Source organism: Flavobacterium sp. DW-iso2, from assembly GCF_058725285.1.
The window spans coordinates 87,763-111,324 of record NZ_JBZXDY010000006.1 but is presented as its reverse complement, the minus strand read 5'-3'; the positions used below and the strand labels follow the sequence as shown (position 1 = coordinate 111,324).

Below are 23,562 nucleotides of genomic sequence, written 5' to 3'. Positions count from 1 at the left end.
GGAAAAATTAATTATTCTACTATAATTGCATGTTGTAACAAGAAGGAACTTATTCCAATTCCGACCTTGTTTATTGCCTTAAGGTTTACTTCAAATTTTAATTTATTTTCCACCACGACAAAGTTCATATGCGCTCCTTTTTTCCCATAACCGTTGCGTTCTGTTACTATAAGTACGGGTTTGCCAGAAAAATTAGAAAGCACAGTTTCAATTGGTATGGAGCAGTCAAAGGGAACAAATAAAATATTACAAAAACCAATGTCCTTCAAATTTTTATATTGGCTGACTTCAATTTTTTTTCTGTTTTTAACAACATGTAAGGATGCGTTTATTGGGCTTTCTTCAAGAATAGCGATTTTAAAAGGCTTGTTTTTAGGATAGTTTTTCCAATAGACGTAATCGACAAAACGAATTAGGAAATCAGCTTTTAGGTCATAATCCTTTCCTCCAGTAAGCTGTTGGGCAGCTAAAGGATTTGTGCCCAATAGTATTAGCATTATTCCAAATAGTAACAACTTGCTTTTAAGTGCCATATGTTTTATTCTTAAAAATTTTGAGCATTATAGTAGATATAGTTTATATACTGTTTTTCATTATATTCCGGATTTGTATTTGAAGACTTATAGATTCAAGATTAATAGTTAGTAAACAAAACGATAAAGTCCTGTTTTAAAGTTCAGATATCTTTTTAGTCTAAGTAAATTTAATCATTTAATATGTTGAATATTAGTATTTTGAGATAGATTTAATTCATTTTTTACTTTTAAAATGAGATTCTAAATTATTGCATCAGAATTTATAGTTGAGCGATAAATTAAATAAAGTTCCCAGTTGACTAAAGTGATATCCTTCATACGTCATTTGTGAATAACGGCCATTGAATGTAACTAAATTATTTTGTGATTTTAGTAAATCAGGATCATTGAGAATGGCAGTTCCGGTTGCGTTTTCAGCCTTGAACTTCCATTCTGGGAGTACATTAAGGACATTGTTTACATTAATACCGATTGTTAACTTGTTTGTTGCGAAGTAATTAACTCCTAAGTCAGTGACAATTTTCGGAATGAACTCCGTTCTTAAATTTGAATCAAGACCGGCTTGTTTATATGTCGTTTTTCCAAAATAGGTGTTGTTAAGGCAGAGGTCAAATTTCTTAATTTTATAATTTATTCCTAAAAGCCATTTGGTATCGGGTCTTGATGTAAACATTAGAGCGTTAAATGTCGCTCCGAAATTATCGCTTTTAACTGGAGAAATTCTTTTATTTTCTAATGTGATGTTCCCAGACAAATTGAGTTGCATTTCTCCAGTTCCTAAAACGACGGCACCGTAGTTCATGACGATATCCAAACCCGATGTTCTGGAATCGAAGGAATTTTCAAACCAAGAAACGGAACCAAATGAAGTACCCACTTTATCTCCTAAGATGATGCGGTCTTCCACTTTGATGTTATAATAATCTAGCGTTAAATTGAATTTTTCGTATGGTTTTGCGCCTATGCCTAGTGTGATATTGGTTGATTTTTCAGCATCTAGTTTGGGGATGCCTAAAACACGTGCCTGTACAGAAATATTATTAACTAATCCGCTAATTTGTACCCCTTGCCCAGGAACGAATGAGTATTGTGATTTTTGACTGTAAATTTGATGCATGGTTGGTGCTCTAAATCCAGTGGAAACGGAGCCTCGGATGTTGATTTTGTCCTCCAGAAACTTATATCTTGAGCTTAATTTCCATACCGTCGCTGCCCCAAAATCACTATAGTCTTCATAACGAATTGTTCCGTTTACTAAAAAATTTGGACTGAAATCATAGGCCAAGTCGAAGTATCCTCCCAAATTATAACGATTCCATTTGCCTGAATCTTCGGGTCTGTTACCGGAAAAAGAGTCGGCACCAAATCCTTCCCAAGAGGCTTTGTCGCCTTCGATAACTTCAAAAGTTTCGGTTCTGATTTCAGAACCGAAACCAATGCTTATTTTGTCAGATAAAACTTTGGAAATGTCTAAGTTACCAACAATATGGCTGAATGAAGCACCGCCGGGTTTAAAAAATATTGGGCTCTTCTCCTGATATACATTAATTCCGTTAGCGTCTTTTGTAGTTGATCTATTATGAGAGTTATTAACGGTGTAATTTTGGGAATTACCACCAACAGTTATACTCGCATCGGTGTTCCATCCATTTATTACTGACTTATATCCGAGGGTGGCGTTATAATCGTTCATATCACCTATAAAGGTCGGATGATACCCTTGGTACGACACTGCTGTTCCATCACCAAAGAAATCATATAAGTAGGGGAGGTTATTTGAAGTTATTCCGTTACCATAGCTCCAGTATGGTGTTCTGTAGTTAGCAAAGGAATTTACTTTTTTGTACACATAAGCAGCATTATAATACAGCTGTGTTTCGTCAGACAGATTAATCCCGCCATTTACTAAGAATTTTGCAGTTGCTGTTTCTGGAGCGCCGTTTATGTTTTTGGCATCTGGATATTTTGTGAGAAACGAGTTGATATCGTTTAAAGTGTTAAGGCCTTGTATCGTGCCGCCGTTGTCGGCAAACTCTCCTTCGTGATCTACTTTACCAGGTCTATTAGCTAAGTTCACCTTCGAAAAATCTAGGGTGTAATTGACAAAACCTTTATTGCCAATTGCGGAGCCATTATTCAAACTTACGCCTATCTGTTCACCGTCTCCTTCAGCCGTTATTCCTGTTCGAAATGTTATTCCTCCATCATTAGTTCTTTTTTTTAGAATAATATTTATTACACCCGCTATAGCATCAGAGCCATATTGTGCCGATGCACCATCCCGTAAAATTTCTACTCTCTCAATAGCATCTAATGGGATTGCTGATAGATCAGCACCGGTTTCACCTCTTCCGGGTGAGGTTTGAACATAGAGTAGAGAACTTAAGTTTTTTCGTTTACCATTGATTAGAATTAGGGTTCTGCTAGGACCCATATTTCTGATTTCGTAGGGATCAAGTAAAGAAGTAGCGTCATTTACAGGTGTTTGAGCCGTATTAAAAGAAGGGATTCGGTATTGCAAAGCTTTGTCAAAAGTAGTTTGTCCGGTTGATGTCAGTTCTTTTGCAGAGATGACATCAATTGGCAATGCCGCTGTCGTATTGCTTCTGGGGGCACTTCTGGTTCCGGTAACTACCACTTCATTGATTCCCGATCCGCCTTCTTCGGTTAGAAAAACGTTTAATATAGACTCTTTAGTATCAAATTCTTGTTTGGCAAACCTAATATAGCTAAAAACTAAAATAGCTCCTTCATCAACAGTAATCTGGTACGCTCCGTTAATATCAGTAGAAACATTGTTACTTGTTGCTTTTTGTATTACGTTAACGCCTGCCAAAGGTGTGCCAGCGTTATCGAAAACGTAGCCTGAAATTTCTTTTTGTGCAAAAAGAAATGTGATATTTAGTAGCAATAATAGCAAGGTGAACTTTTTCATAATAAGTTTATATTGGTTCTTGTTCGAATTGAAATCAAGTGCAACACACTAATTGAAAGAAGTACCCATTTAACCAATTAAGACAGCCTTTAGTACAATGAAGGAAAGGAAGAGTGATTAAGAAATCAGATGGATAGTTATCTTGTTTTCCATTTTGGTAGTTTTTAAATTACTTAATACGATTTTTTATCAGCCAACATTGATTGGCACTAATACTAGTGGGACGTATAGATTTGGGTAATGTTTAGACCTTATATTTTGTAATGAATAGAACGCAAATTAAGAGTTCGATTGTCAATATATACTGATGCTACGCTTTCATTGGCTTTTGTAGGTGGGAAGCCAAAACATATTTAAGTTATTAGCCAAATACTTTTCTTAATAAAGCATTCGTTTAAAATTATTTTTTTAATAGTTGTAAACGACTGATAACGAGTATGTGTTTCGTATTTTTTACTAAGTAAATTTAGTTATTTAAAATTTATCGTTCTAAATTATAACATTAAAATTTTGATAAAAATTTAAACGAATAAATCTTTAATTACTTTGGATTTGTGGGTTTAGAGATATTGAAATCAGGTAGTTGTATGAGAAGTTCTCTTTTCTAAACCCCAATGTTTTTAAGTCTTTATTTTTTTTAATTTTAGTGGCATCCACAATCGTCTTTACCGCAACTTTTATCGGTTTTTTTCTTTTTAAAGAAGAATTTTTTAAGTAAAAAAACAACGGCAACTCCGAGTGCTACGAAAGCAAAAATTTCTTGAAACATATCGGTTTATTTTAAAATTTGATAAGCAATTAAGGCTACAATGTAAGCAAACGAACTCATGAAAATAAGTTGTCCCAAAGGCCATTTCCAGGAATTGGTTTCTTTTCTCGTTATAGCGATTGTACTGGCACATTGCAACGCGAAAGCGTAGAATAACAGTAAAGATATTCCTGAAGCAAAATTGAATATTTTCTTGCCAGTTACGGGATTGACTTCTGCAGCCATTTTGTTTTTAATCGTGTCATCATTTCCGGTACTTCCCACACTGTAAATTGTGGCCAATGTACCTACGAAAACCTCTCTCGCAGCAAAGGAGCTAATGATCGCAATCCCAATTTTCCAGTCATATCCTAAAGGAGAAATGGCGGGTTCAATACTTTTTCCCATGATTCCGATATAAGAATTTTCTAGTTTGTATGCTGCCACTTTATTACTAAGTTCATCTTGCGATAAGCCAACGTTTTCCGTTTTTGAAAGTTGAATTGCTTCGGCATTTTTGAAGTTTTTCCCAGGGCCATATGAAGCCATAAACCACAGAACGATTGATATTGCTAAAATTATTTTTCCAGCACCAAAAACGAATGCTTTTGTTTTTTCAACAACATTAAGCGCTACGTTTTTAAACATAGGTAGTTTATAGTTTGGCATTTCTACTACAAAGAAAGTTTTACATTTTATTTTCAGGACTATATTAAGAATGTAAGCTGATAGAATAGCCGTTCCGAAACCAATAAGATACAATAGCATCAATGTTAATCCTTGAAGATTAAAAATTCCCAGTACATAAGTGTCGGGAATCACCAGCCCTATAATAATAGCATAAACGGGTAATCTGGCAGAACAGGTTGTAAATGGAGTTACCAGAATCGTTATTAATCGTTCTTTCCAGTTTTCAATATTTCGGGTGGCCATAATAGCCGGAATAGCACAGGCCGTTCCAGAAATTAATGGAACTACGCTTTTCCCTGATAAACCAAAATTTCGCATAATTTTATCCATTAAGAATACAACTCTGCTCATATAACCACTTTCTTCTAAAATGGAAATAAATAGAAATAGGAAGGCGATTTGCGGAATAAAAATCAGTATTCCTCCGATGCCTGGAATAATTCCCTGCGATACCAAATTAGTTAAAACACCGGCTGGTAGCTCGCTATTGGCTAATGCGCTTAACGAAGCAAAAGTACTGTCTATAAAATCCATAGGGACTTTAGACCATTCGAAAATAGACTGAAATATTACAAATAAAATGACGAAGAAAATTACATATCCCCAAACTTTATGAGTCAATACGCGATCGAGTTTGCTACGAAAATCTTTGGCAATTGTTGCGTCTATTTTTAAACCTTCTTTTAAGACATCATTGATAAATTGATAGCGCTTGATGGTTTCTTTTTGCTGCAATCGTTTTAAATCGGAATGCGATTTAGTAAAAGAACCTTGAATCTCTTTTCGTTCTAAATTCAAGAAATTTACGTCTTGGGTTATTACCAGCCACAATTTATATAACAATTGATTAGGAAATGCTTTTCGAAGACTATTGAAGTATTCTGGGTCTATACTGGAAGCATTTAGGCAAGGTTCGGTTGTAATAGTTTTGTAGGTAACGATCAAATTTTTTAATTCATCAATACCAAAACCTTTTCGGGAGCTGATCAGCGCAATTTTTGTTTTTAGATGCTCTTCTAAATAGGGTATGTTTAAAGTAATCCCTTTGTATTCCATTCTATCAGCCATGTTAATGACTAAAATAGTTGGGATTTCTAAATCTTTTATTTGGGTGAATAACAGTAAATTACGTTTTAGATTTTCTACATCTGTAACTACGATGGCAACATCTGGATATAATTTATCGTTTTTATTCAGCAATAATTCAATAACAACATTTTCATCAATCGAACTGGCATTCAGACTGTAAGTTCCAGGTAAATCCAAGATGTTACCTTTAACATTATTAGGTAATTTGCAAAAACCTATTTTTTTCTCAACAGTGATTCCCGGATAATTCCCTACTTGTTGATTGAGACCAGTAAGTTGATTAAAAACCGAAGTTTTTCCTGTATTTGGGTTGCCTATTAAGGCAATGTTAATATTCTGATTGATCATTAAAACTTGATTTTGATTAGTTCAACTTCAATCTCTTTGGCTGTTTCCACTCGAATAGCCAAATGGGAACCATTAATGTTTAAATACAAAGGGTCGCCAAAAGGTGCGATTTGAAGCAATTCAACCGTATTTCCAGGCAAGCAGCCCATTTCGAGTAGCTTTAATGGAATGATGTCAATATCAAAATCCTTGATAATGGCTTTATCCCCTTTTTTGAGTGAATTTATCGTTGTTCGCAAGTCTTATTTAGATTGAATTAATATTGCAAAAGTACATATTATAATACTAAAATAAATGATAATTATCACTTTTATAACGTCTGTTGAATAAATTAAGAGTAAAAAAAAGTACTAAATGGTTGGTGTCGAAATAGTGAACATTTGTTTTGTTTAGGCAGATTACTCGTTGCTTAAAAAATTAATGTCGGTTATTAATTTTTCGATGTCTTCTTTTTTGGTGCCATCATAAAAACCACGAACTCTTTTTTTAGCATCTACTAACACAAAGTTTTCGGTATGTACCATGTCGTATAGCTCGCTTGGTTTTCCTAATTTGACAGCCAGATACGATTTTCTAGCCATGGTATAAATCTCTTTTTTATCGCCAGTAACGAGATTCCATTTTTTATCGTCAACACCATATTTAATGGCATATGCTTTTAGAACAGCTACGCTGTCAACTTCGGGAAATACGGTATGAGAAAGCAGCATTACTTTTGGGTTATTGATAATTGCTTTTTGGACTTCAAATAAATTAGCGGTCATTTTCGGGCAAATAGAACCACAAGTCGTAAAGAAAAAGTCGGCTACATATATCTTGCCTTCGTAATCTTTTTGAGTAATGGTTTTTCCGTTTTGGTTGACAAAAGAAAAATCAGCAATGGTATGGTATTTACTAATATATTGTACGGTACTGTCCACAAGTTCCGGATTAACGTCTGATGGATTGTATATAGGCAGGGTTTTAGTAGGTTTCAGGGCTACGTAAAACAAGTAGAGCGTGATAGTGGAGAAGATTATGAAAACACCAATAAATATTCGGTATTTCTTAAAAATAGATTTCATAAAAATAATTTTTGCAAAAATACAAAAAAGTGCGCTTTTTACCGCGAATTTATGCCATTGTAATTTTAACAAGTGTTTTGAAATTGGTATATTTTTTATCAATAGCTTTGTGACACTAACCAAATTAATTGTAAAAATGAAAATAAAACTGAATAAGGGGCTTCTTTTAGTGATTCCTACAATAATAGGATTTGCAGAGACTCAGGCTCAAACTGTTACTTCAAGTAAGGAACCGGGTATCAATGTTTCGTTCTTTGATAATACGGTAAAACCCGCAGATAATTTTTTTAGGTTCGTAAATGGAACTTGGCTTGACAAAACCGAAATTCCAAGTGATAGAACTTCTTGGGGAAGTTTTAATGAATTACTTAAAAAAACCGATAAAGATGCATTGACAATTTTGAAAGATGCATCAAAAAATCCAATTTATAAATCGGAGACTGATCAAGGAAAAGCTATTAATCTTTTCAATTCGATTTTAGATACTGTTGCTAGAGACAAACAAGGCATTAAGCCGTTAGCTCCCTATTTGGCAAAAATTGACAAAGTAAAAAACATTCAGGACTTGCAAAAGTTGCTAATTGAAATGGAACCTATTGGAGGAGTTGGGTTTTTTGGAGTTGGAGTTGGAGCCGATGATAAAAATAGTGCTAAAAACTCTTTAAATCTTGGAGTTGGAAGACTAGGTTTGGCTGATAAAGATTATTATTCTTCAGAAGAAAAAGATACCAAAGAAAAGAGAGAGAAGTACGAGCAACATATTGCTAGAATGCTACAGTTTATTGGAGAAACTCCTACTCAGGCTAAAGTAAGTGCTAGTCAGATTTTAGCTTTGGAGATCGAAATGTCAAATCCACGTTTGGACAGAGTAGAACGCAGAGACGGAAGATTACAGTACAACCCGATGACTATTGCCGAATTACAGAAAATGACGCCGGCAATTAACTGGAGCGACTATTTCACTGGCATTGGTTTTGCAAAGTTAGATACGGTAGTCGTATCGCAGCCTAAATACATGAAAGCGTTGCAAACGATTCTTACTGAAAATAAAGTTTCGGCATGGAAAGAATATATGAAATGGACTTTATTAAATGGTTCAAGTAGTTTGTTAAGCAGTACCATTGATGCCGCTAATTTTGATTTTTATGGAAAGACATTAACTGGGGCAATCAAACAAAGAGCTCGTGAAGAAAGAGCATTGCAAACAGTTAACGGAACTATTGGTGAGGCTTTAGGGAAATTGTATGTGGAAAAGATGTTTCCTGCTGAAGCAAAAGAAAAAGCAGAGAAAATGATCCATAACATCATTTTAGCGTATCAAAACCGCATCAGCAATTTAACTTGGATGTCTGCAGAGACAAAAGTGAAAGCGATTGAGAAATTGAATAAGATTACCATCAAAATTGGATACCCAGACAAGTGGAAAGATTATTCGCAATTAGAGATTAAAAGTATTGCTACTGGTGGAAGTTATTTTGAGAACATGAAAAGTATTTCGCGTTGGAATTTCCAAAAAGATATTGACAAGTTGGATAAAGCCGTTGATAAAACAGAATGGTATATGTCTCCACAAACGGTAAATGCCTATTACAATCCTTCGTATAATGAAATTGTGTTTCCAGCAGCGATTTTACAAGCGCCTTTCTACAACTACCAAGCTGATGAAGCCGTTAATTATGGAGGAATAGGAGCTGTAATTGGTCATGAAATCTCTCATGGTTTTGATGATTCAGGGGCACGTTATAATGCAGAAGGAAACTTAATTGACTGGTGGACGGCTCAAGATTTAACGCGATTTACGGCGATGGGAACTGCACTCGCAGATCAATACAGCGCATTAGAACCGCTTCCAGGAGTTAATGTAGACGGTAAATTTACTCTTGGAGAAAACATTGGTGACCTAGGAGGTATAAATGCTGCTTATGATGGTTTACAATTGTATTTGAAAGAAAATAAAAATCCGGGACTCATAGACGGATTTACTCCTGAGCAGCGTTTCTTCATTTCATGGACCACGGTTTGGAGAACCAAATCACGCGATGAAGCAATTAAAAACCAAGTAAAAACGGATCCACATTCTCCGGGAATGTACCGTGCGTATGTGCCGGCTCAAAATGTTGATGCTTTTTATCAGGCATTTGATATTAAAAAAGGCGACGGTATGTATATCGAACCTGAGAAACGAGTGAAAATCTGGTAAATTAATAAAAGTGTAGTTTCAAAAATCCTAAGTGCAAGCTTAGGATTTTTTTTAATTCTGAAATTTTAAGCTAACAATTGTTGAAAATTAGACAGTTGAAAATTACTTTTATATATTTATGAATAATTTTATTTACTATTTAATTATAGCAATAAACAGCATAAATTAACTAATCAACTATAAAAATGAAAAAAAACAGCAATAGGTCGCTTCTTTTTGTGATTCCTGCACTTTTTGGAATTACAGTTACACAGGCACAAACAGCTGCAACTGCAAAAGAACCGGGGATTAATGTCAATTATATGGACAAGACGGTGAAACCTAGTAATAACTTTTTCCGTTATGTAAACGGAACCTGGTTAGACAATACAGACATACCTTCTGACAGAACGCGTTGGGGAAGTTTTGATGAGCTAAGACAAAAGACAGACGCAGATGCGTTGGCAATATTAAAAGAGGCAGCGACAAATCCAAAATACAAATCAGATACGGACCAAGGGAAGGCGATCAATTTGTACAAAACGATTCTAGATACTCTTGGGCGTAATAAATTAGGGATTACACCATTGAAACCGTACTTAAAAAAAATTGATGCGGTTAAAAACACCAAGGATTTAGAAGACTTATTAATCGAAATGGAACCCTACGGAGGGATTGGTTTTTTTGGCGCTAACATTGGTGCCGATGCTAAAAACAGTAATAGAAATGTAATCAGTGTGGGGCCTGGAGGAGTAGGTTTGCCAGATCGTGATTATTATGTTTCTGAAGATGCTGATTCAAAAGAAAAAAGAGAAAAATACGTGCTTCACGTGGCTAAAATGCTTGGGTTCCTTGGTGAAAAACCAGCCGAAGCTAAAGTACATGCTGAACAGATTTTAGCTCTTGAAATCGAAATGTCAAAACCTAGATTTGACCGCGTAGAAAGAAGGGACAGAAGAAAATCGTATAACCCGATGACGGTGGCTGATTTGCAAAAATTAACTCCGTCGATCAACTGGAATAGCTACTTTACAAAAATAGGATTGAAAAACGTGGATTCATTAATCGTTTCGCAGCCTAAATACATGACTGCTTTTGAGTCTATTTTGAAAGAAAACAAAGTGAACGACTGGAAAGCGTATATGCGTTGGTCGTTATTAAACAGAGCTTCAAGTCAGTTATCAACTACAATTGAAGATGCCAATTTTGAGTTTTACGGAAAAGCATTAACAGGCGCGGTAAAACAAAGACCAAGAGAGGAACGCGCCTTGCAAGTAATCAATGGAAGAATTGGAGAAGCTTTAGGTAAATTATATGTAGAGAAAATGTTTCCGGCTGAGGCCAAAGCAAAAGCGGAGAAAATGATAAAAAACATCTTTGTCGCTTTTGAAAACCGAATCAATAATCTAGCTTGGATGGCTCCGGAAACCAAAGTAAGCGCAGTTGAAAAATTACATAAGTCAAAAATTAAAATTGGATATCCTGACAAATGGAAAGATTATTCAGCTTTATTAATTAAGAGCCCGGAAGAAGGAGGGACTTATTTTGACAATGCAAAAAACATGGCTAAATGGAGTTTTGAGGAAGATTTATCCGACTTAACTAAACCAGTTGATAAAACCAGATGGGGAATGTCTCCACAAACAGTGAATGCATACTACAACCCGTCGTATAATGAAATTGTATTTCCTGCAGCGATTTTGCAACCACCATTTTACAATTACCAAGCGGATGAAGCGGTAAACTACGGTGGAATAGGAGGAGTAATCGGTCATGAAATTTCTCATGGATTTGATGATTCAGGATCACGATACAATGCCGATGGGAATTTAGTGGACTGGTGGACTGCAGAAGACTCTAAACAATTTTCGGCCTTAACTACAGCTTTGGCTAATCAGTACAGTGCGCTTGAGCCATTACCAGGAACTTTTGTTGATGGTAAATTTACCCTTGGAGAAAATATTGGTGATTTAGGGGGTATAAACGCAGCTTATGATGGTTTGCAATTGTATTTAAAAGAAAATGGAAACCCCGGCTTGATTGATGGCTATACGCCAGAGCAACGTTTCTTTTTGTCATGGGCTACAATCTGGAGATCTAAAGCACGTGATGAAGCAATTAAAAATCAGGTAAAAACAGATCCGCATTCTCCAGGGATGTACCGTGCGTATGTGCCTTTGCAAAATGTAGACACCTTTTATCAGGCCTTCGATATTCAAGCAAATGACGGTATGTACATCGCTCCAGAAAAAAGAGTTAAAATCTGGTAAATAGGTCGTACAGTTTATATAAAAAGAAATCCCAAGTTAACGCTTGGGATTTTTTGTTTTATATCACTTTGGCGAAAGCCAAAAATTAATTATTATTTTATACTTGCCGCAGCCAATCGACGGGTTTTTCTAATCGAATGATTTACCATATACAAACCAAAAATCGTGATTCCACCTCCTATTGCAATTGCCATTGTAAGTGATTCTCCAAAAATTAAAGCGCCTAATAGTACTGCGACAATTGGGTTGATATAGGCGTAAATACTATTTATTTCCGCTGGTAGTTTTTGGAGCATGTAGATGAACGCAATAAAAGTTAATACAGAGCCAATAATGACTAAGTAAGCAATCGACCACCAAGAAATTGCCGGAATTGATAGGATATTAACTCCAGTTCCAGTTGCGCCTGTAACGGCAAAAAGCATTAGACTTGAAATTAACATTTGCAATCCTAGGCTAAAATAAGGATTAAAAGTAGCGGCTTTTTTCTTAGTATATAAACTTCCAAAAGCCCAACTGATCGTAGCGGTTAAGGAAAGAAGAATCCCGAATCTAAAATCAGGTTGCAGGAAATCAGTCAGATGCTCATAGAAAATAACGCAAACGCCACCAAAGCTGATCATTAGCCCAAAAATGGCTAGTCTTGCTAATTTTTCACCCCTGAAAAAGCTAATAATAACAATCCATATTGGGAAAACGGCATTTATAATCGCGCCTAAACCACTACTGATGTATTTTACGCCCCAAGTACTGAGTCCGTTGCTCAATGCAAAATTAAGAACGCTTAAAATGACGATTGTTTTCCACTGTTTTCCTTTAGGCCAAGCCTCTTTTTTGTACAAAAAAAACGCAACATAGAGTATTCCTCCAATAAATTGTCTGATTGCCGCTAGTTGTAATGCTGGCATGTGCTTAACTCCCTCTTTTGAAGCGATCCAAGTAGTTCCCCAAAAGAAACTTACAAAACATAACGCTAGTATTGGCAATCCGATAGCATTTATTCTGGTCGAAAAAGCAGCTTTTATTTTAGTTCTCACTTTATAAATTTGTTATGGTAAAGGTATAGTCGAGGTTACGTATTAATTTATCTGCTAAAATTATTTTTCCCACTGAGGGTTCGTCGTGATTGAATTTAGGCGGGGCTACATTTAATTGCAATGCTTTTTGGGTGTAATATACTTCTCGAGAAGGATGCGATGGAGAGGCCGCATTATAGGTTTCTCCCCAAGAATTCTTTTCAATAATTTTAAGAATAATGCCAATGCAGTCTGCTTGATGGATTAGATTAATGGGAGAATCAGGGTTGTCAAGATTCTCCCGACCTGCTAAAAATTTAATTGGATTTCTATCTTCGCCAATCAAACCACCAAAACGAAGTACGGTGGTTTTAAAATGATGGTTGCTACGTAAAAGACCTTCAACTATAGCTAATTGTTTTCCGCCTTCAGAATCTGGTTTTAATGGAGTTTCTTCGGTTACTGGATCATTATCGTCCCCGTAAACTGAGGTTGAACTTATAAAAAGGACATTTTCAATTGTTGATTTTTCGACAAAAGGAATTAAAGCTTCGATTTTACCAACAAAATTCTCTTTGTTAGGCCCTCTTAATTTGGGCGGAATATCAATAATCAAAGTAGAGCTGTCTTTCAAGAAATCTTCGATCTCACCAATAACACCATCGGTTTCAAGTGCTATTAGGAAAGGATTAATTCCTGCCTTTTCTAATTTAGAAACCTTATCTGTAGAAGTCGTCGAGCCATTTACAAGGCCCCCTTTTTCTAATATCGCTTTCGCCAAGGGGAATCCTAGCCAACCACAACCCAAAACACTGATATTTTTCATTTTGACAATCTATTTTTAAAGAAATTTAAATAGCATCACAATCTGTGATAGTACAAATTTCAGTAAAATTATCTGACTTTGGTAGTATCATTCGCAATTATTAATCTTTCTTTTTTGACCGGTTTAGAAATCGGAATGGTAATGGGTGCTGCAATTATTTTTGAAGCGGGTTTTATTATTTTTCTTTTTGATTTTTCTTGAACAATTGGCTTGATTGGTTTCGCAACAGCCTTTGTGCTTTGCGGTACAGTTTCATTGATTGTTGATTGAGAAATTGCAATTGCTGAAGTCTCTTTACTACTAGCCAAACTTGGTTTTATTATTTGTTTGATAACTACAGCGTCTGTTAAGACAAAAGGAGTTGGCATCATCCAGGAAGCTCTTTTTGTAATCGAAAATAATGGGTTTCTCATTAAGTCAAAGGAGCTTTCCATCAATTCCATATCAAAAATAGACGCTGTATCGATGTTGAACTCTATTTCTAAAGGCGCATTTTCCACTACATAATAACTCAGTAGTTTCTTTCCTTTTCGGTTAAATCGGGTTCCTTTTTGGTTGATATGAGTGGCGCCATTTGCTCTTAAATTAAAGAATTCCATTTTTTCATTGGCAAAAATATCATAACGGCTTACTGATCGGTTGGGAGAGATTCGGAGTTTAAAATACCTTTTGTTTCCGGCAGTACTATCTTTTAAGAATTCGACAGTGGGTTTTTGAAGTGCTATTTTTGGAGCCTCGGCAGCATAAGTAAAACCAGAATTGTATTTGCTGAACAAGGGGGTTTGATTCAAAGCTGTAGCGGGTTTCGGGTTTTTCCCCAAGTATTCTTTGGTCCAAGAATCAAGATTAACATCATAAGTCGCCCAACTGGCCTTATCGGTATCGGCATTGTAGATGTACAACAAACTATTTGATTTTGCCTTTCCTACTTCATAACCGGATTCGTAATGTGCTTTCGCAAAAAATCCAATGGAGATCAGTAAAAATAGGAGAGACCACTGTCCTTTTTTGGCGAAGCTACCAAAAGTAGGTAACAATAATCCAAATGTCAAAACAGTAAGAATGGCACTTCCAAACAATACTTTGAGCCCTAATCCTATGGGGAACATTTGAATAAAGGGAACTAATAGTAGTAATGCAGGAATGCTGAAAATAAGATTTAGTGTTTTATTGCTCTTTTGCGTGATGATGTAGTAACCAAAAAGAAATAGTCCGAAATAAACGGGAATAATTAGAAACCCAGCGCCTTTTAAGTAAATTGCCAATAGCCCATTCAGAATTAACCAAATTAATAAAGGAGCTACATAATGATTTACAGCTACTTTTTTAGAGGAGAAAAGTTTATAGATAAATAGGGTTGTTGCTAGCGCCAGTAAAACAAACGCAGCAATATAGGCATGTCCATTATAGGTAAATCCATTTAACAGATCATTATACTGCGGGTAGATTTGTAGTAATCCTTTCCAACCAAGAAAAGTAATTAGTCCGGTAAAAATTAGGGAGCCTATAATCGGAATAAATCCTCTCAACATGGACTGAACGATTAATATTTTTTTACCAATTCCGATGAAAACTAAAAATAGAAAGAGTACAAATGCTAGAATGACCATTGGTAAAACCCAGCTAAAAGAATAACTTATAAACGTAAAAGGGATGGTGAAATAGACATAATCCTCAGTGGATTTTGTGGTGTTCAAATCAGCATTCGAAAAATAACTTAACAAAGGCATTAAATAGGTTCCCTGATGGGCTAAGGTATTTTTGTTTAGATGCTTGATGTCATCTTGGGCTGTATGGTAATTATAATGGTCGTCAATAAAAGCAAAATTATACCCTTGAATATTCTTTTGTTCTCTAAAAACGGTTAAGTCAGTATCATTAGGTAGCATTTTATAAATACTGTACATTAATGAATTTGATACAGGAAAAGTTGAATTTGCTTTGGCAAATTCTTTGACCATTCCCGCATTTCCACCATTTGTTTCCATTAACATGTAACTTGGGCCAGAAGTACCGCGGGCTTCAAAATTGAGTGCTAGTCCGACCTCTTTTACCCAGTTGTGTTGGGTCACAAAAAGCGCCGCTCCGTTTAATCCTAATTCTTCTGCATCTGAAAACAGAATAATAATATCATTTTTATGGGGCTTTTTACTGTACAAAAAGGCACGAACGCTTTCTAATATTGTTGCTACTCCAGAACCGGCATCGCTTGCACCATGAGAGTAGGAATGTGGTGCGCTGTCGTAATGAGAAAGTAATAGTAGCGCCTTAGAATTAGTAGAACTCCCATTTATTCGAGCCAAAATATTTTTTGACTTCACTAAATTTCCCCATTCTGTCAAAGTATATCCTTCCTGGATAGAAGTTTGAAGGCCTAAATTTTGTAGTTCTTTTTGTAGATAATTAGCAACCTGGTCGTGATTTTGAGAGCCAACATAGTGTGGTTCTTTCGAAATGGCTTTTATCTTTTCTAATGCCCTTTCAGTTGAAAATTCAGAAAATGGTACAGTGTCATCTGAGGTCCACTGTGGCATGATGGTTAGGAAAAGGATTGCTATAATGACTGAAATAAAAACAACTGCAAAAAGTGAGGAAAGACTTTTTTTCATATTTGAGGATTTGGGGGTTGTGGTATTAAATATCTTTTTTAACTAGCATATAATAGTCGTTATCTAGTAACATATAGCCTTGGTCATATAGGAAATAGTAGGTATTTCCTGTTTTAGTATTTAAAATATTGGTAAAAAAATCAAAATCAAAACCCTTACTAAAGAGTTTAGCTCGGGTTGTTTTTGATTTTCCTTCGGGATTAAGTTCTAATAGAATGCGATAATTCTTGCGCAACTTGTTATTGATGTTGCGCATGTAATTATTACTGTCCTTGTTGATTTTGTTGTTATAGGCATTGCGACAACCATCGCTACAGAACTTTTTGTCCTCACGACCCACAATTTTCTCATCGCATTCTAAGCAATTTTTCATCATTTTATTTTTTTCAAACTGTATAAATCGTGCCTTCTGTCTTTCATCGTGTTTACACTTCCGTGTTCGTGTAATTCTTTGAGTAAATTAATATCAACATCTACAATTAAAGTCATTTCAGTATTAGGAGTTGCTTCTGCTTTAATTCCATTACTTGGAAACGCAAAATCAGAAGGGGTATAAACAGCTGCTTGTGCATACTGAATGTCCATATTGTTTACTTTTGGTAAATTCCCAACACAACCAGCAATAGCCACATAACATTCGTTTTCAATTGCTCTGGCTTGAGCACAATGTTTCACACGAGTGTATCCATTTTGAGTATCGGTTAAGAAAGGAACGAATAAAATATTCATGCCTTGGTCTGCCATCAGACGAGAAAGCTCTGGAAACTCTACGTCGTAACAGATTACAATCCCTATTTTTCCACAATCGGTATCAAAGGTCTGTATAGTGTCTCCGCCTGTAATTCCCCAATGAAAAACTTCGTTAGGCGTAATATGAATTTTACGGTACATTTCGTTTGTACCATCGCGTTTGCAAAGAAAACCTACGTTGTATACGTGTTCGTTTTCGATAAAAGGCATACTTCCCGTGATGATATTGATGTTATAGGAAATGGCAAATTCCTGAAATTTTAATTTAACTGCTTCGGTATGTTTTGCCAATTCTCTGATCGCTTCTGCTTCAGATAGATGATTAAAATCCGCCATTAATGGGGCGGTAAAAAATTCTGGAAACAAAGCAAAATCACTTCCGTAACCAGAAACAGTGTCAATAAAAAATTCGGCTTGGTCAAAAAGAGCATCTAAATCAGATAATGAACGCATTTGCCATTGAATTAACCCTAGTCGTACTACACTTTTTGTAGTATTAATTAATTTTGGACTATCATCATAGTAAATATTATTCCATTCTAATAAAACAGCATATTCTAAGGATTCTGTATCGCCTTCTAAATAATTTTTAAGAACACGAAGTTCATGGAAATCATTGCTTAACTGAAACGATAAAACAGGATCGTAAATTTCTTTTTTCTTTACTTTTTCAATATATATTTTAGGAGTAATTTCATCTTTAAATTTTCCGTAATTGGGAATTCTTCCCGCAAAGATGATGGATTTAAGATTTAATTGCTCGCATAATTCTTTTCTAACGTCATATAAACGGCGACCCAATCGAAGTCCACGGTATTGAGGATTAATAAAAACATCAATTCCATATAGAACTTCTCCTTCAGGATTGTGGGTTGAAAACGAGAAATTACCAGTAATGGCTTTATAAGAACGTGTTTTAAAAGCGAAATCTTCTGTAACTAATAAGGATAGGGCTGAACCAACTACGATTCCATCTACTACGATTACCAGTTGTCCTTCGGGGAATTTTTGTAATAACAGTTCGATTTGATCTTCTTTCCAAAATGATTCGGCCATTTCTGGATAAGATTGAATCATGGATTTTTTTAGTTCTTTATAGTCTTCAATTTGTAGGTTACGTAACTCAATTGATTTAATAGTTGCAGGCATAAATTGTTTTTAATTTTTGGCAAGATAAGAAATATATTATCCGTTTGGAAACGTTTACAAATATTTACAACCGAAAGTAATTGAATACTAACCGAATAAATTTTGCTAATCGTATAATCTTTGCAATGTCGAAATCAAACAACAAGGATTTCAATACTATAAACCACAAAAAAAATCTGAAATGAGTTCAGATTAAAACAATTAAATTTTACACGCCATGAATGCATTAAGAAACAAAGTACAGTTGATCGGACATCTAGGAAACGACCCAGAAATCAAAACTTTTGATGGAGGAAAGAAACTAGCCAATTTTACATTAGCTACTAATGAGAGCTACAAAAATGACAAAGGAGAAAAAGTAGAAGAAACACAATGGCATCGTTTAATTGCCTGGGGGAAAACGGCTGATATCATTGAAAAATTTGTTACTAAGGGTAAAGAAATTGCGATAGAAGGGAAGTTAACACACAGAAGCTATGATGACAAAAACGGCGAAAAACGCTATGTTACGGAAGTAGTTGTCACTGAGGTACTTTTATTAGGAAAGTAACCTTATGTGGATCAATAAGAAGTCCCGGCATACGTTTATAAAAAACGCATGCTGGGACTTTTATTTAGTGGGCAATGTTAAAACTTTTCGTTGTCTTAGTTAGTCATTAGGTAAATCAAATCGCGGACAACGTTTGCATCTTTTGTCTTCTCCTTTTTTATATTTTTCACAACAGCTTGACTTCAAGCCTTTGTCAGACTTTCCAATTTTAAGGAGCTTTTTTTCTTTCTTTTTATCCTTCTTTCCCAATTTGTAAAGAATTTAAACCAAGATACTGACAGTTTGTTTTTATTATATCACTGTATCTAAGGTGCATTTATTTAGTGGATGTACCGCTGTTAGAAGACATTTGCTGCATATCTCTATCAAACAAATACAGTCCGCCTTTATCATCGCCGATGAGGTTTATTTTGTCTAAAATAACTTTTGCTTGTGATTCTTCTTCGACCTGCTCAGCAACGTACCATTGCAAAAAGTTGTGTGTCGCATAATCTTTTTCAGTAAGTGCTTTGTGCACCAGTTCATTTATTGAATTAGAGACGAAAACTTCGTGGTCATAGAGCTCTTGAAACATTTCTTTGAAAGTTCCATGACTTGCTTTTGGTGCTTTTAATTCAGAAACTCGGGCGTGACCACCACGTTCGTTTATGAATTTCATCATTTTAAGCATGTGCATACGTTCCTCGTCTGATTGTGCATACATAAACATAGAAATCCCTTCCAAACCATGAGTTTCGGCCCAAGAGGCCATGGAAAGATAAATTTGAGAAGAATCAGCTTCAATAAGAACCTGATTGTTTAGTGCGGATTCGATAGTCTTAGATAGCATAACATAGTGTTTATTGTAAAGTTACAAAAAAAAGACACTACTATAGATTCATAATGCCTTGAAAATAATCTACAAACTGACTCAGATGCATACCATCCATTATGCCATGGACATTGTTCTTTTTCCGCTGTCATCGATCATCGTTTTACCAAAAGAAATTTTGGGCAACTGTCTGGAAAAGTATAACATCTTGCATGGCAAAGTGAAGTAAAATTCAACCACGGAATTGCAGAGAAATGAATTACATTATCAGTATCAAAAGGGCGAGTAAAAAGACCAGAAGTATTTTGAAAGCGTTTAATCTCTGCTAAAGCAGTTGTTTTGAAAATATCGAAATCTGTATTGTATTCGATAAGTGAAAAACCAACACTACCATCTTCACGTCCAATTGTCGCTGAGCCATCTACTGGATCGTAAATGTAAATTTGGTTGTCATCAATCCTTTAGCGAAATGATTCCAATTGATTAACAGCGATCAAAGTTTTGTGTAAATAATATATAAAAAAAGAGGAATCTAATTCTTTGGCTTTTTCATATGCTTTGGTACAATCGATTTCTACGGTAGTTCCAAAAAAAGGTTCTTCAAATTTTCTAAAAAAATGAAAATGCTCTTTGCTAGGCCCGTTTTCAATATCTAAAAGTGTTTTCAAGGTTTCTGTAACTTAAAGTTTTCGTCAGAAGTACAGTTATTGTTTAATTTATTTTGTCTAGTGATCTTTGTTTTAATAGTATTGTGGGAGGGAAATCAAAAAAGTGGGAGGCAAAAAAAAAGCCCTAAAAGGAATTCCTTTTAGGGCTTTTAGATAATCTAAGAATAAATTATTTTATTCTGAAAGTAACTTTTCTAACTAGTTTTCTAGCACCTTCTGAATCTTTTTCAACTGAAGTGTCTTCACCAGCAGCGATTATATTCAATCTTGAAGCATCGATATTAGCGTTTACTAAAATGTTTTTCACATTAGCAGCTCTTGTATTAGATAATTTATCATTGTATTCAGATCTTCCTAATTCGTCAGCATGACCAATAATATCAACTGTAGCATTAGGATTGTTTCTTAAGTAAGTTAATACGAAATCAATACCTGTAGTAGAAACATTTGATGGAGTTGATTTGTCAAAATCAAAATAAGTAGCTACATAACCACCATTGATTAAGTTTTTAATCAATTCGTTATTAGGTAAAGAAGCAGACTTGTCATTTTTGTTAACGTAGTTTGCTGTCAAATATTTTTCTAATTCATCAGGAACATTGTTAGTGTTTAAATCAATAGCTCTACCTTTAGAGTCAACCATAACACCAGAAACTGTGTTTTTTTCTAGATCTAAATAATCAGCAACACCATCTTGATCAGTATCAATCAACATAGTTTCAAGAGTATCAACTCTATCTTTTAACACTATTACATCTTTATCTACAAGAGTTACCCAGTCAGCATGTTTCTCATTTTTACCTAAGTAAACTGTTAAACCTACAGTACCATTAAAAAGAACTCCACCGAATCCTCTTTTAGTAGGAACACTTACACCATCAAAACCAAGATCTTGTTTTGCGTTAAGGATAGTTGTAAAATCTCCTGTTAAAGCAATTCTGTTAGATAATTTAATTTGACCAGTTACACCAGCCATGAAATTACCCATTCTGTCTTTAGCGTAAGCACCATCAGTTTTTTCTGAAAAACCTAAACCAAAACCAGCATGACCTAATAAGCCAAGTGTGTTAGTCCAAGTTTCGAAATTCATGATTCTTCCTAAGTTAGCTACAGCTTGTAAATCTGCTCTGTAATATTTAGTGTCAAAACTTTGAGAATCGTCACCTTCTGTAAAGCTGTTGTAACCGAAGTCAGCTTTAATACCAAATTTGTTGTTAAACATGTATCTAACTCCTAAATCAGCAACATAAGGACTTACAACTGCAGTTCTTGCACCTGCACTTAAAGGTCTCATAGGTTTGTTAAAACCACCAGCTAATTCAACTGACCATTGGTTAAATTCAGGGTTGATGTTTTTTACTGACTCTTTTTCAGCTGATGTAGTTTGAGCTGATACTGTTGCAAATGCTGTTGCAAGTGCTAACGTAAGTATTACTTTTTTCATTTTATTCTTTTTATTAAATATGGTACAAAAGTAGCCTATTTTGTTTAATAAGAATTTTCAAACAGTAAATTATGTAAAAATTGAAGTTAATTATGTAAAAAGTAACGGAAAGCATATGTTTATTGGTGATACATTACATTTTTAGAGGGTTTTTGTAGCTGTTTCAATTATTGAGTTGGTAGATAGCAAATTTAAAATTAGTTTTTTAGTAGGAAAAGAACTCTTATTGTAGTCGTTTTAAGATATCAGTTATTTTTTCATAGGCCATAAAATTTTCATGCACGATTTTGTGATCAATTTTTTCGTGCTCCCAAGTCGTATGAAAAGGAATATGTGCGGCGTGACCACCAATCGCCAAAACTGGTAAAACGTCAGACTTAAGGGAATTACCAATCATAAAAAATTCCTGTGGTTTAATTTCTAGACGTGTGACTAAATCAGAATAATCCACTTCTTGTTTATCAGACATTACTTCGATATGGTGAAAATAATGGCCCAAACCAGAATTATGTAGTTTTCTACGTTGGTCAAGTAAATCACCTTTGGTAGCTACAACTAATTTGTATTTTCCGTTCAAGGCTTCCAATGTTTCCTCTACACCCTCTAATAAAACGATAGGTTTCTCAGTTAGTTCTTTTCCGTATTGAATAATACGCTCAATGACTTCAACGGGAATAGTATTGTTCGAAATTTTCATTGCTGCCTCAATCATCGAAAGAATATATCCTTTGATACCATAACCGTACAATTTTAAATTGTCAATTTCGATCTTGAAGAGTTCTTTTGAAATTCCTTGATGCGAGAGATAATCGCTCATTAAAGCACAAAATTTTTCTTCTGTTTCAGCAAAATAAGTTTCATTGATGAATAAAGTGTCATCTGCATCAAATGCAATTACTTTTATATTTTTCATGTTAATTTTTTAGTTCTAAGAAGGAATGCTTCTTAGCGTTTTTTTACTATTTCTTTTATCGAAAGTGTTTTGGTGTAAAAGGTAATTCGGATACCAAAAAGTAAAATAAGACCACCAATAATCATATTTAAGGTAATTTGTTCATCTAGAAACAACCAAGCTAAAATGGAAGTAATAACCGCTTGTGCTAATAAACTCAACGATATACGGGTAGGGCGCATGCTTTGAGTGGCATAACTAATCGATAACCAAGCCATCAATTGACATACTAGCGCCTGGATAAATAGGATAAACCACCCCATTTTTGAAAACCCATAAAACGGTTCGCTCATCAAAACGCATACTATTGCTAAATATATCGTGGATGCCAGCAAACTGATGGTCATAAAAGAAAGCACATCCAAGTGAGAGAGCACTTTTTTGCTCACCAGCAAATAAATCGAATACAAAACTCCAGATAATACAGCTAGAATAAATGCATTATCAAAATCCAGTTCTAGAAAAAATTTGAAACCCACTAACATCGCCATACCAAATAATGCCACTGTGGTTCCAATCCAGAAATTAGTGGCTGGTTTTATTTTCAGGAAAACGAAAGAAATAATACCAACCCAAAGCGGCGATAAATTAGTTAGCAAAGACGCTTGTGTTGCACTAGATTCTTGAATGGCGATATTCCAAACGGCAACATCGGAAGCAAATAATACTCCACAAAGTACGGCTGGGATTAAAATAGTTGTTTTTGGGAATGTAAACTTTTTTGTAATCAGCACATAAGGTAGAAGTAACGATAGCGCAATCGCCATTCTGTAAAACGCCGAAATTAATCCAGGAGCCAGCTTGAGTTTGACTAATATTGGAAAAATAGAAATACAAAGTATTCCAAAAGCTAAAGCTAATCTTGGTTTTGCGTTGGTCATTTTACAGGCTATTAAAAACACGAATTTCACGAATTTCCACGAATACA

20 protein-coding genes and 1 pseudogene are annotated in these 23,562 nt (G+C 35.0%); 4 read left to right on the top strand and 17 right to left on the bottom strand.

Translation table 11 applies throughout. The features are described from left to right. Positions 1-11: 11 nt before the first annotated feature. The 6 genes from AC4PRO_RS06120 to AC4PRO_RS06095 form a co-directional block, all read right to left on the bottom strand. The gene (locus AC4PRO_RS06120) at positions 12-533 is read right to left on the bottom strand and encodes a YfiR family protein (protein ID WP_074720109.1); all 522 of its coding nucleotides are present in this window, start codon (positions 531-533) and stop codon (positions 12-14) included. Between the two features lie 256 nt (positions 534-789). Then, positions 790-3,471, bottom strand: coding sequence for a TonB-dependent receptor (locus AC4PRO_RS06115; RefSeq protein WP_492116699.1), 2,682 nt, complete (start codon positions 3,469-3,471; stop codon positions 790-792). A gap of 643 nt (positions 3,472-4,114) precedes the next feature. Continuing rightward, positions 4,115-4,240 carry a FeoB-associated Cys-rich membrane protein gene (locus AC4PRO_RS06110; RefSeq protein ID WP_139174179.1) on the bottom strand — a complete coding sequence of 42 codons (126 nt, stop codon included), beginning with the start codon at positions 4,238-4,240 and terminating at the stop codon, positions 4,115-4,117. 6 nt (positions 4,241-4,246) lie between these two features. Beyond that, on the bottom strand, positions 4,247-6,346 hold the full coding sequence (feoB, locus tag AC4PRO_RS06105; protein ID WP_492116698.1) for a ferrous iron transport protein B: 2,100 nt from the start codon (positions 6,344-6,346) through the stop codon (positions 4,247-4,249). After that, on the bottom strand, positions 6,346-6,585 hold the full coding sequence (locus AC4PRO_RS06100) for a FeoA family protein (RefSeq protein ID WP_074720103.1): 240 nt from the start codon (positions 6,583-6,585) through the stop codon (positions 6,346-6,348). The genes feoB and AC4PRO_RS06100 overlap by 1 nt, the downstream gene beginning before the upstream one ends. A gap of 159 nt (positions 6,586-6,744) precedes the next feature. After that, positions 6,745-7,410: an SCO family protein gene (locus tag AC4PRO_RS06095; RefSeq protein ID WP_074720101.1), complete on the bottom strand. Its 666-nt coding sequence runs from the start codon at positions 7,408-7,410 to the stop codon at positions 6,745-6,747. Between the two features lie 136 nt (positions 7,411-7,546). On the opposite strand from AC4PRO_RS06095, the gene AC4PRO_RS06090 reads away from it, so the two are divergent. Both AC4PRO_RS06090 and AC4PRO_RS06085 read left to right on the top strand, forming a co-directional pair. Then, complete coding sequence (locus tag AC4PRO_RS06090) at positions 7,547-9,610, top strand: M13 family metallopeptidase (protein ID WP_492116697.1); 2,064 nt, start codon at positions 7,547-7,549, stop codon at positions 9,608-9,610. Between the two features lie 185 nt (positions 9,611-9,795). Then, complete coding sequence (locus AC4PRO_RS06085) at positions 9,796-11,859, top strand: M13 family metallopeptidase (protein WP_492116696.1); 2,064 nt, start codon at positions 9,796-9,798, stop codon at positions 11,857-11,859. A 92-nt stretch (positions 11,860-11,951) separates the two neighbouring features. Here AC4PRO_RS06085 and AC4PRO_RS06080 read toward each other — a convergent pair whose 3' ends face one another. From AC4PRO_RS06080 to AC4PRO_RS06060, 5 genes are all read right to left on the bottom strand, one after another. Next, a complete protein-coding gene (locus AC4PRO_RS06080) occupies positions 11,952-12,896 on the bottom strand; it encodes a DMT family transporter (protein WP_074720097.1) in 945 nt (314 codons plus the stop codon). A gap of 1 nt (position 12,897) precedes the next feature. After that, positions 12,898-13,701, bottom strand: a complete 804-nt coding sequence (locus AC4PRO_RS06075) for a Rossmann-fold NAD(P)-binding domain-containing protein (protein WP_492116695.1) — start codon at positions 13,699-13,701, stop codon at positions 12,898-12,900. 68 nt (positions 13,702-13,769) lie between these two features. After that, positions 13,770-16,310, bottom strand: a complete 2,541-nt coding sequence (locus AC4PRO_RS06070) for a M28 family peptidase (RefSeq protein WP_492116694.1) — start codon at positions 16,308-16,310, stop codon at positions 13,770-13,772. 25 nt (positions 16,311-16,335) lie between these two features. Then, positions 16,336-16,683, bottom strand: a complete 348-nt coding sequence (locus tag AC4PRO_RS06065; protein ID WP_074720091.1) for a hypothetical protein — start codon at positions 16,681-16,683, stop codon at positions 16,336-16,338. After that, positions 16,683-18,209: a carbon-nitrogen hydrolase family protein gene (locus AC4PRO_RS06060; RefSeq protein ID WP_492116693.1), complete on the bottom strand. Its 1,527-nt coding sequence runs from the start codon at positions 18,207-18,209 to the stop codon at positions 16,683-16,685. The genes AC4PRO_RS06065 and AC4PRO_RS06060 overlap by 1 nt, the downstream gene beginning before the upstream one ends. A gap of 217 nt (positions 18,210-18,426) precedes the next feature. Here AC4PRO_RS06060 and AC4PRO_RS06055 point away from each other — a divergent pair, with 217 nt between their 5' ends. Then, positions 18,427-18,759 (top strand): single-stranded DNA-binding protein, encoded by a 333-nt coding sequence (locus AC4PRO_RS06055; RefSeq protein ID WP_074720087.1) that lies wholly within the window; start codon positions 18,427-18,429, stop codon positions 18,757-18,759. Between the two features lie 316 nt (positions 18,760-19,075). Here the strand turns inward: AC4PRO_RS06055 and AC4PRO_RS06050 are convergent, their stop codons facing one another. After that, positions 19,076-19,588 carry a ferritin gene (locus AC4PRO_RS06050; protein ID WP_492116692.1) on the bottom strand — a complete coding sequence of 171 codons (513 nt, stop codon included), beginning with the start codon at positions 19,586-19,588 and terminating at the stop codon, positions 19,076-19,078. Positions 19,589-19,673: 85 nt separating this feature from the next. Here AC4PRO_RS06050 and AC4PRO_RS06045 point away from each other — a divergent pair, with 85 nt between their 5' ends. After that, the gene (locus tag AC4PRO_RS06045; RefSeq protein WP_492116691.1) at positions 19,674-19,799 is read left to right on the top strand and encodes a hypothetical protein; all 126 of its coding nucleotides are present in this window, start codon (positions 19,674-19,676) and stop codon (positions 19,797-19,799) included. 49 nt (positions 19,800-19,848) lie between these two features. Here AC4PRO_RS06045 and AC4PRO_RS06040 read toward each other — a convergent pair. The 5 genes and pseudogenes from AC4PRO_RS06040 to AC4PRO_RS06020 all read right to left on the bottom strand — a co-directional run. After that, positions 19,849-19,977, bottom strand: a pseudogene (locus AC4PRO_RS06040) (chloramphenicol acetyltransferase); the annotation flags it as partial. A gap of 54 nt (positions 19,978-20,031) precedes the next feature. Beyond that, entirely contained in the window at positions 20,032-20,238 is a 207-nt protein-coding gene (locus AC4PRO_RS06035; RefSeq protein ID WP_492116690.1) for a hypothetical protein, read from the bottom strand. A 169-nt stretch (positions 20,239-20,407) separates the two neighbouring features. Continuing rightward, positions 20,408-21,682, bottom strand: a complete 1,275-nt coding sequence (locus AC4PRO_RS06030; protein WP_492116689.1) for an OmpA family protein — start codon at positions 21,680-21,682, stop codon at positions 20,408-20,410. A gap of 223 nt (positions 21,683-21,905) precedes the next feature. Continuing rightward, positions 21,906-22,595: an HAD family hydrolase gene (locus tag AC4PRO_RS06025; RefSeq protein WP_492116688.1), complete on the bottom strand. Its 690-nt coding sequence runs from the start codon at positions 22,593-22,595 to the stop codon at positions 21,906-21,908. A gap of 32 nt (positions 22,596-22,627) precedes the next feature. Next, on the bottom strand, positions 22,628-23,515 hold the full coding sequence (locus AC4PRO_RS06020) for a DMT family transporter (RefSeq protein WP_492116687.1): 888 nt from the start codon (positions 23,513-23,515) through the stop codon (positions 22,628-22,630). Positions 23,516-23,562: the final 47 nt, after the last annotated feature.

Bases quoted from the DNA above. Each gene is read 5' to 3' on its own strand.
- AC4PRO_RS06120 (WP_074720109.1), bottom strand. From the start codon at position 533: ATGGCACTTAAAAGCAAGTTGTTACTATTTGGAATAATGCTAATACTA.
- feoB (WP_492116698.1), bottom strand. From the start codon at position 6,346: ATGATCAATCAGAATATTAACATTGCCTTAATAGGCAACCCAAATACA.
- AC4PRO_RS06065 (WP_074720091.1), bottom strand. From the start codon at position 16,683: ATGAAAAATTGCTTAGAATGCGATGAGAAAATTGTGGGTCGTGAGGAC.
- AC4PRO_RS06115 (WP_492116699.1), bottom strand. From the start codon at position 3,471: ATGAAAAAGTTCACCTTGCTATTATTGCTACTAAATATCACATTTCTT.
- AC4PRO_RS06075 (WP_492116695.1), bottom strand. From the start codon at position 13,701: ATGAAAAATATCAGTGTTTTGGGTTGTGGTTGGCTAGGATTCCCCTTG.
- AC4PRO_RS06060 (WP_492116693.1), bottom strand. From the start codon at position 18,209: ATGCCTGCAACTATTAAATCAATTGAGTTACGTAACCTACAAATTGAA.
- AC4PRO_RS06070 (WP_492116694.1), bottom strand. From the start codon at position 16,310: ATGAAAAAAAGTCTTTCCTCACTTTTTGCAGTTGTTTTTATTTCAGTC.
- AC4PRO_RS06055 (WP_074720087.1), top strand. From the start codon at position 18,427: ATGAATGCATTAAGAAACAAAGTACAGTTGATCGGACATCTAGGAAAC.
- AC4PRO_RS06085 (WP_492116696.1), top strand. From the start codon at position 9,796: ATGAAAAAAAACAGCAATAGGTCGCTTCTTTTTGTGATTCCTGCACTT.
- AC4PRO_RS06025 (WP_492116688.1), bottom strand. From the start codon at position 22,595: ATGAAAAATATAAAAGTAATTGCATTTGATGCAGATGACACTTTATTC.
- AC4PRO_RS06090 (WP_492116697.1), top strand. From the start codon at position 7,547: ATGAAAATAAAACTGAATAAGGGGCTTCTTTTAGTGATTCCTACAATA.
- AC4PRO_RS06045 (WP_492116691.1), top strand. From the start codon at position 19,674: ATGCATACCATCCATTATGCCATGGACATTGTTCTTTTTCCGCTGTCA.
- AC4PRO_RS06050 (WP_492116692.1), bottom strand. From the start codon at position 19,588: ATGCTATCTAAGACTATCGAATCCGCACTAAACAATCAGGTTCTTATT.
- AC4PRO_RS06110 (WP_139174179.1), bottom strand. From the start codon at position 4,240: ATGTTTCAAGAAATTTTTGCTTTCGTAGCACTCGGAGTTGCCGTTGTT.
- AC4PRO_RS06020 (WP_492116687.1), bottom strand. From the start codon at position 23,515: ATGACCAACGCAAAACCAAGATTAGCTTTAGCTTTTGGAATACTTTGT.
- AC4PRO_RS06030 (WP_492116689.1), bottom strand. From the start codon at position 21,682: ATGAAAAAAGTAATACTTACGTTAGCACTTGCAACAGCATTTGCAACA.
- AC4PRO_RS06095 (WP_074720101.1), bottom strand. From the start codon at position 7,410: ATGAAATCTATTTTTAAGAAATACCGAATATTTATTGGTGTTTTCATA.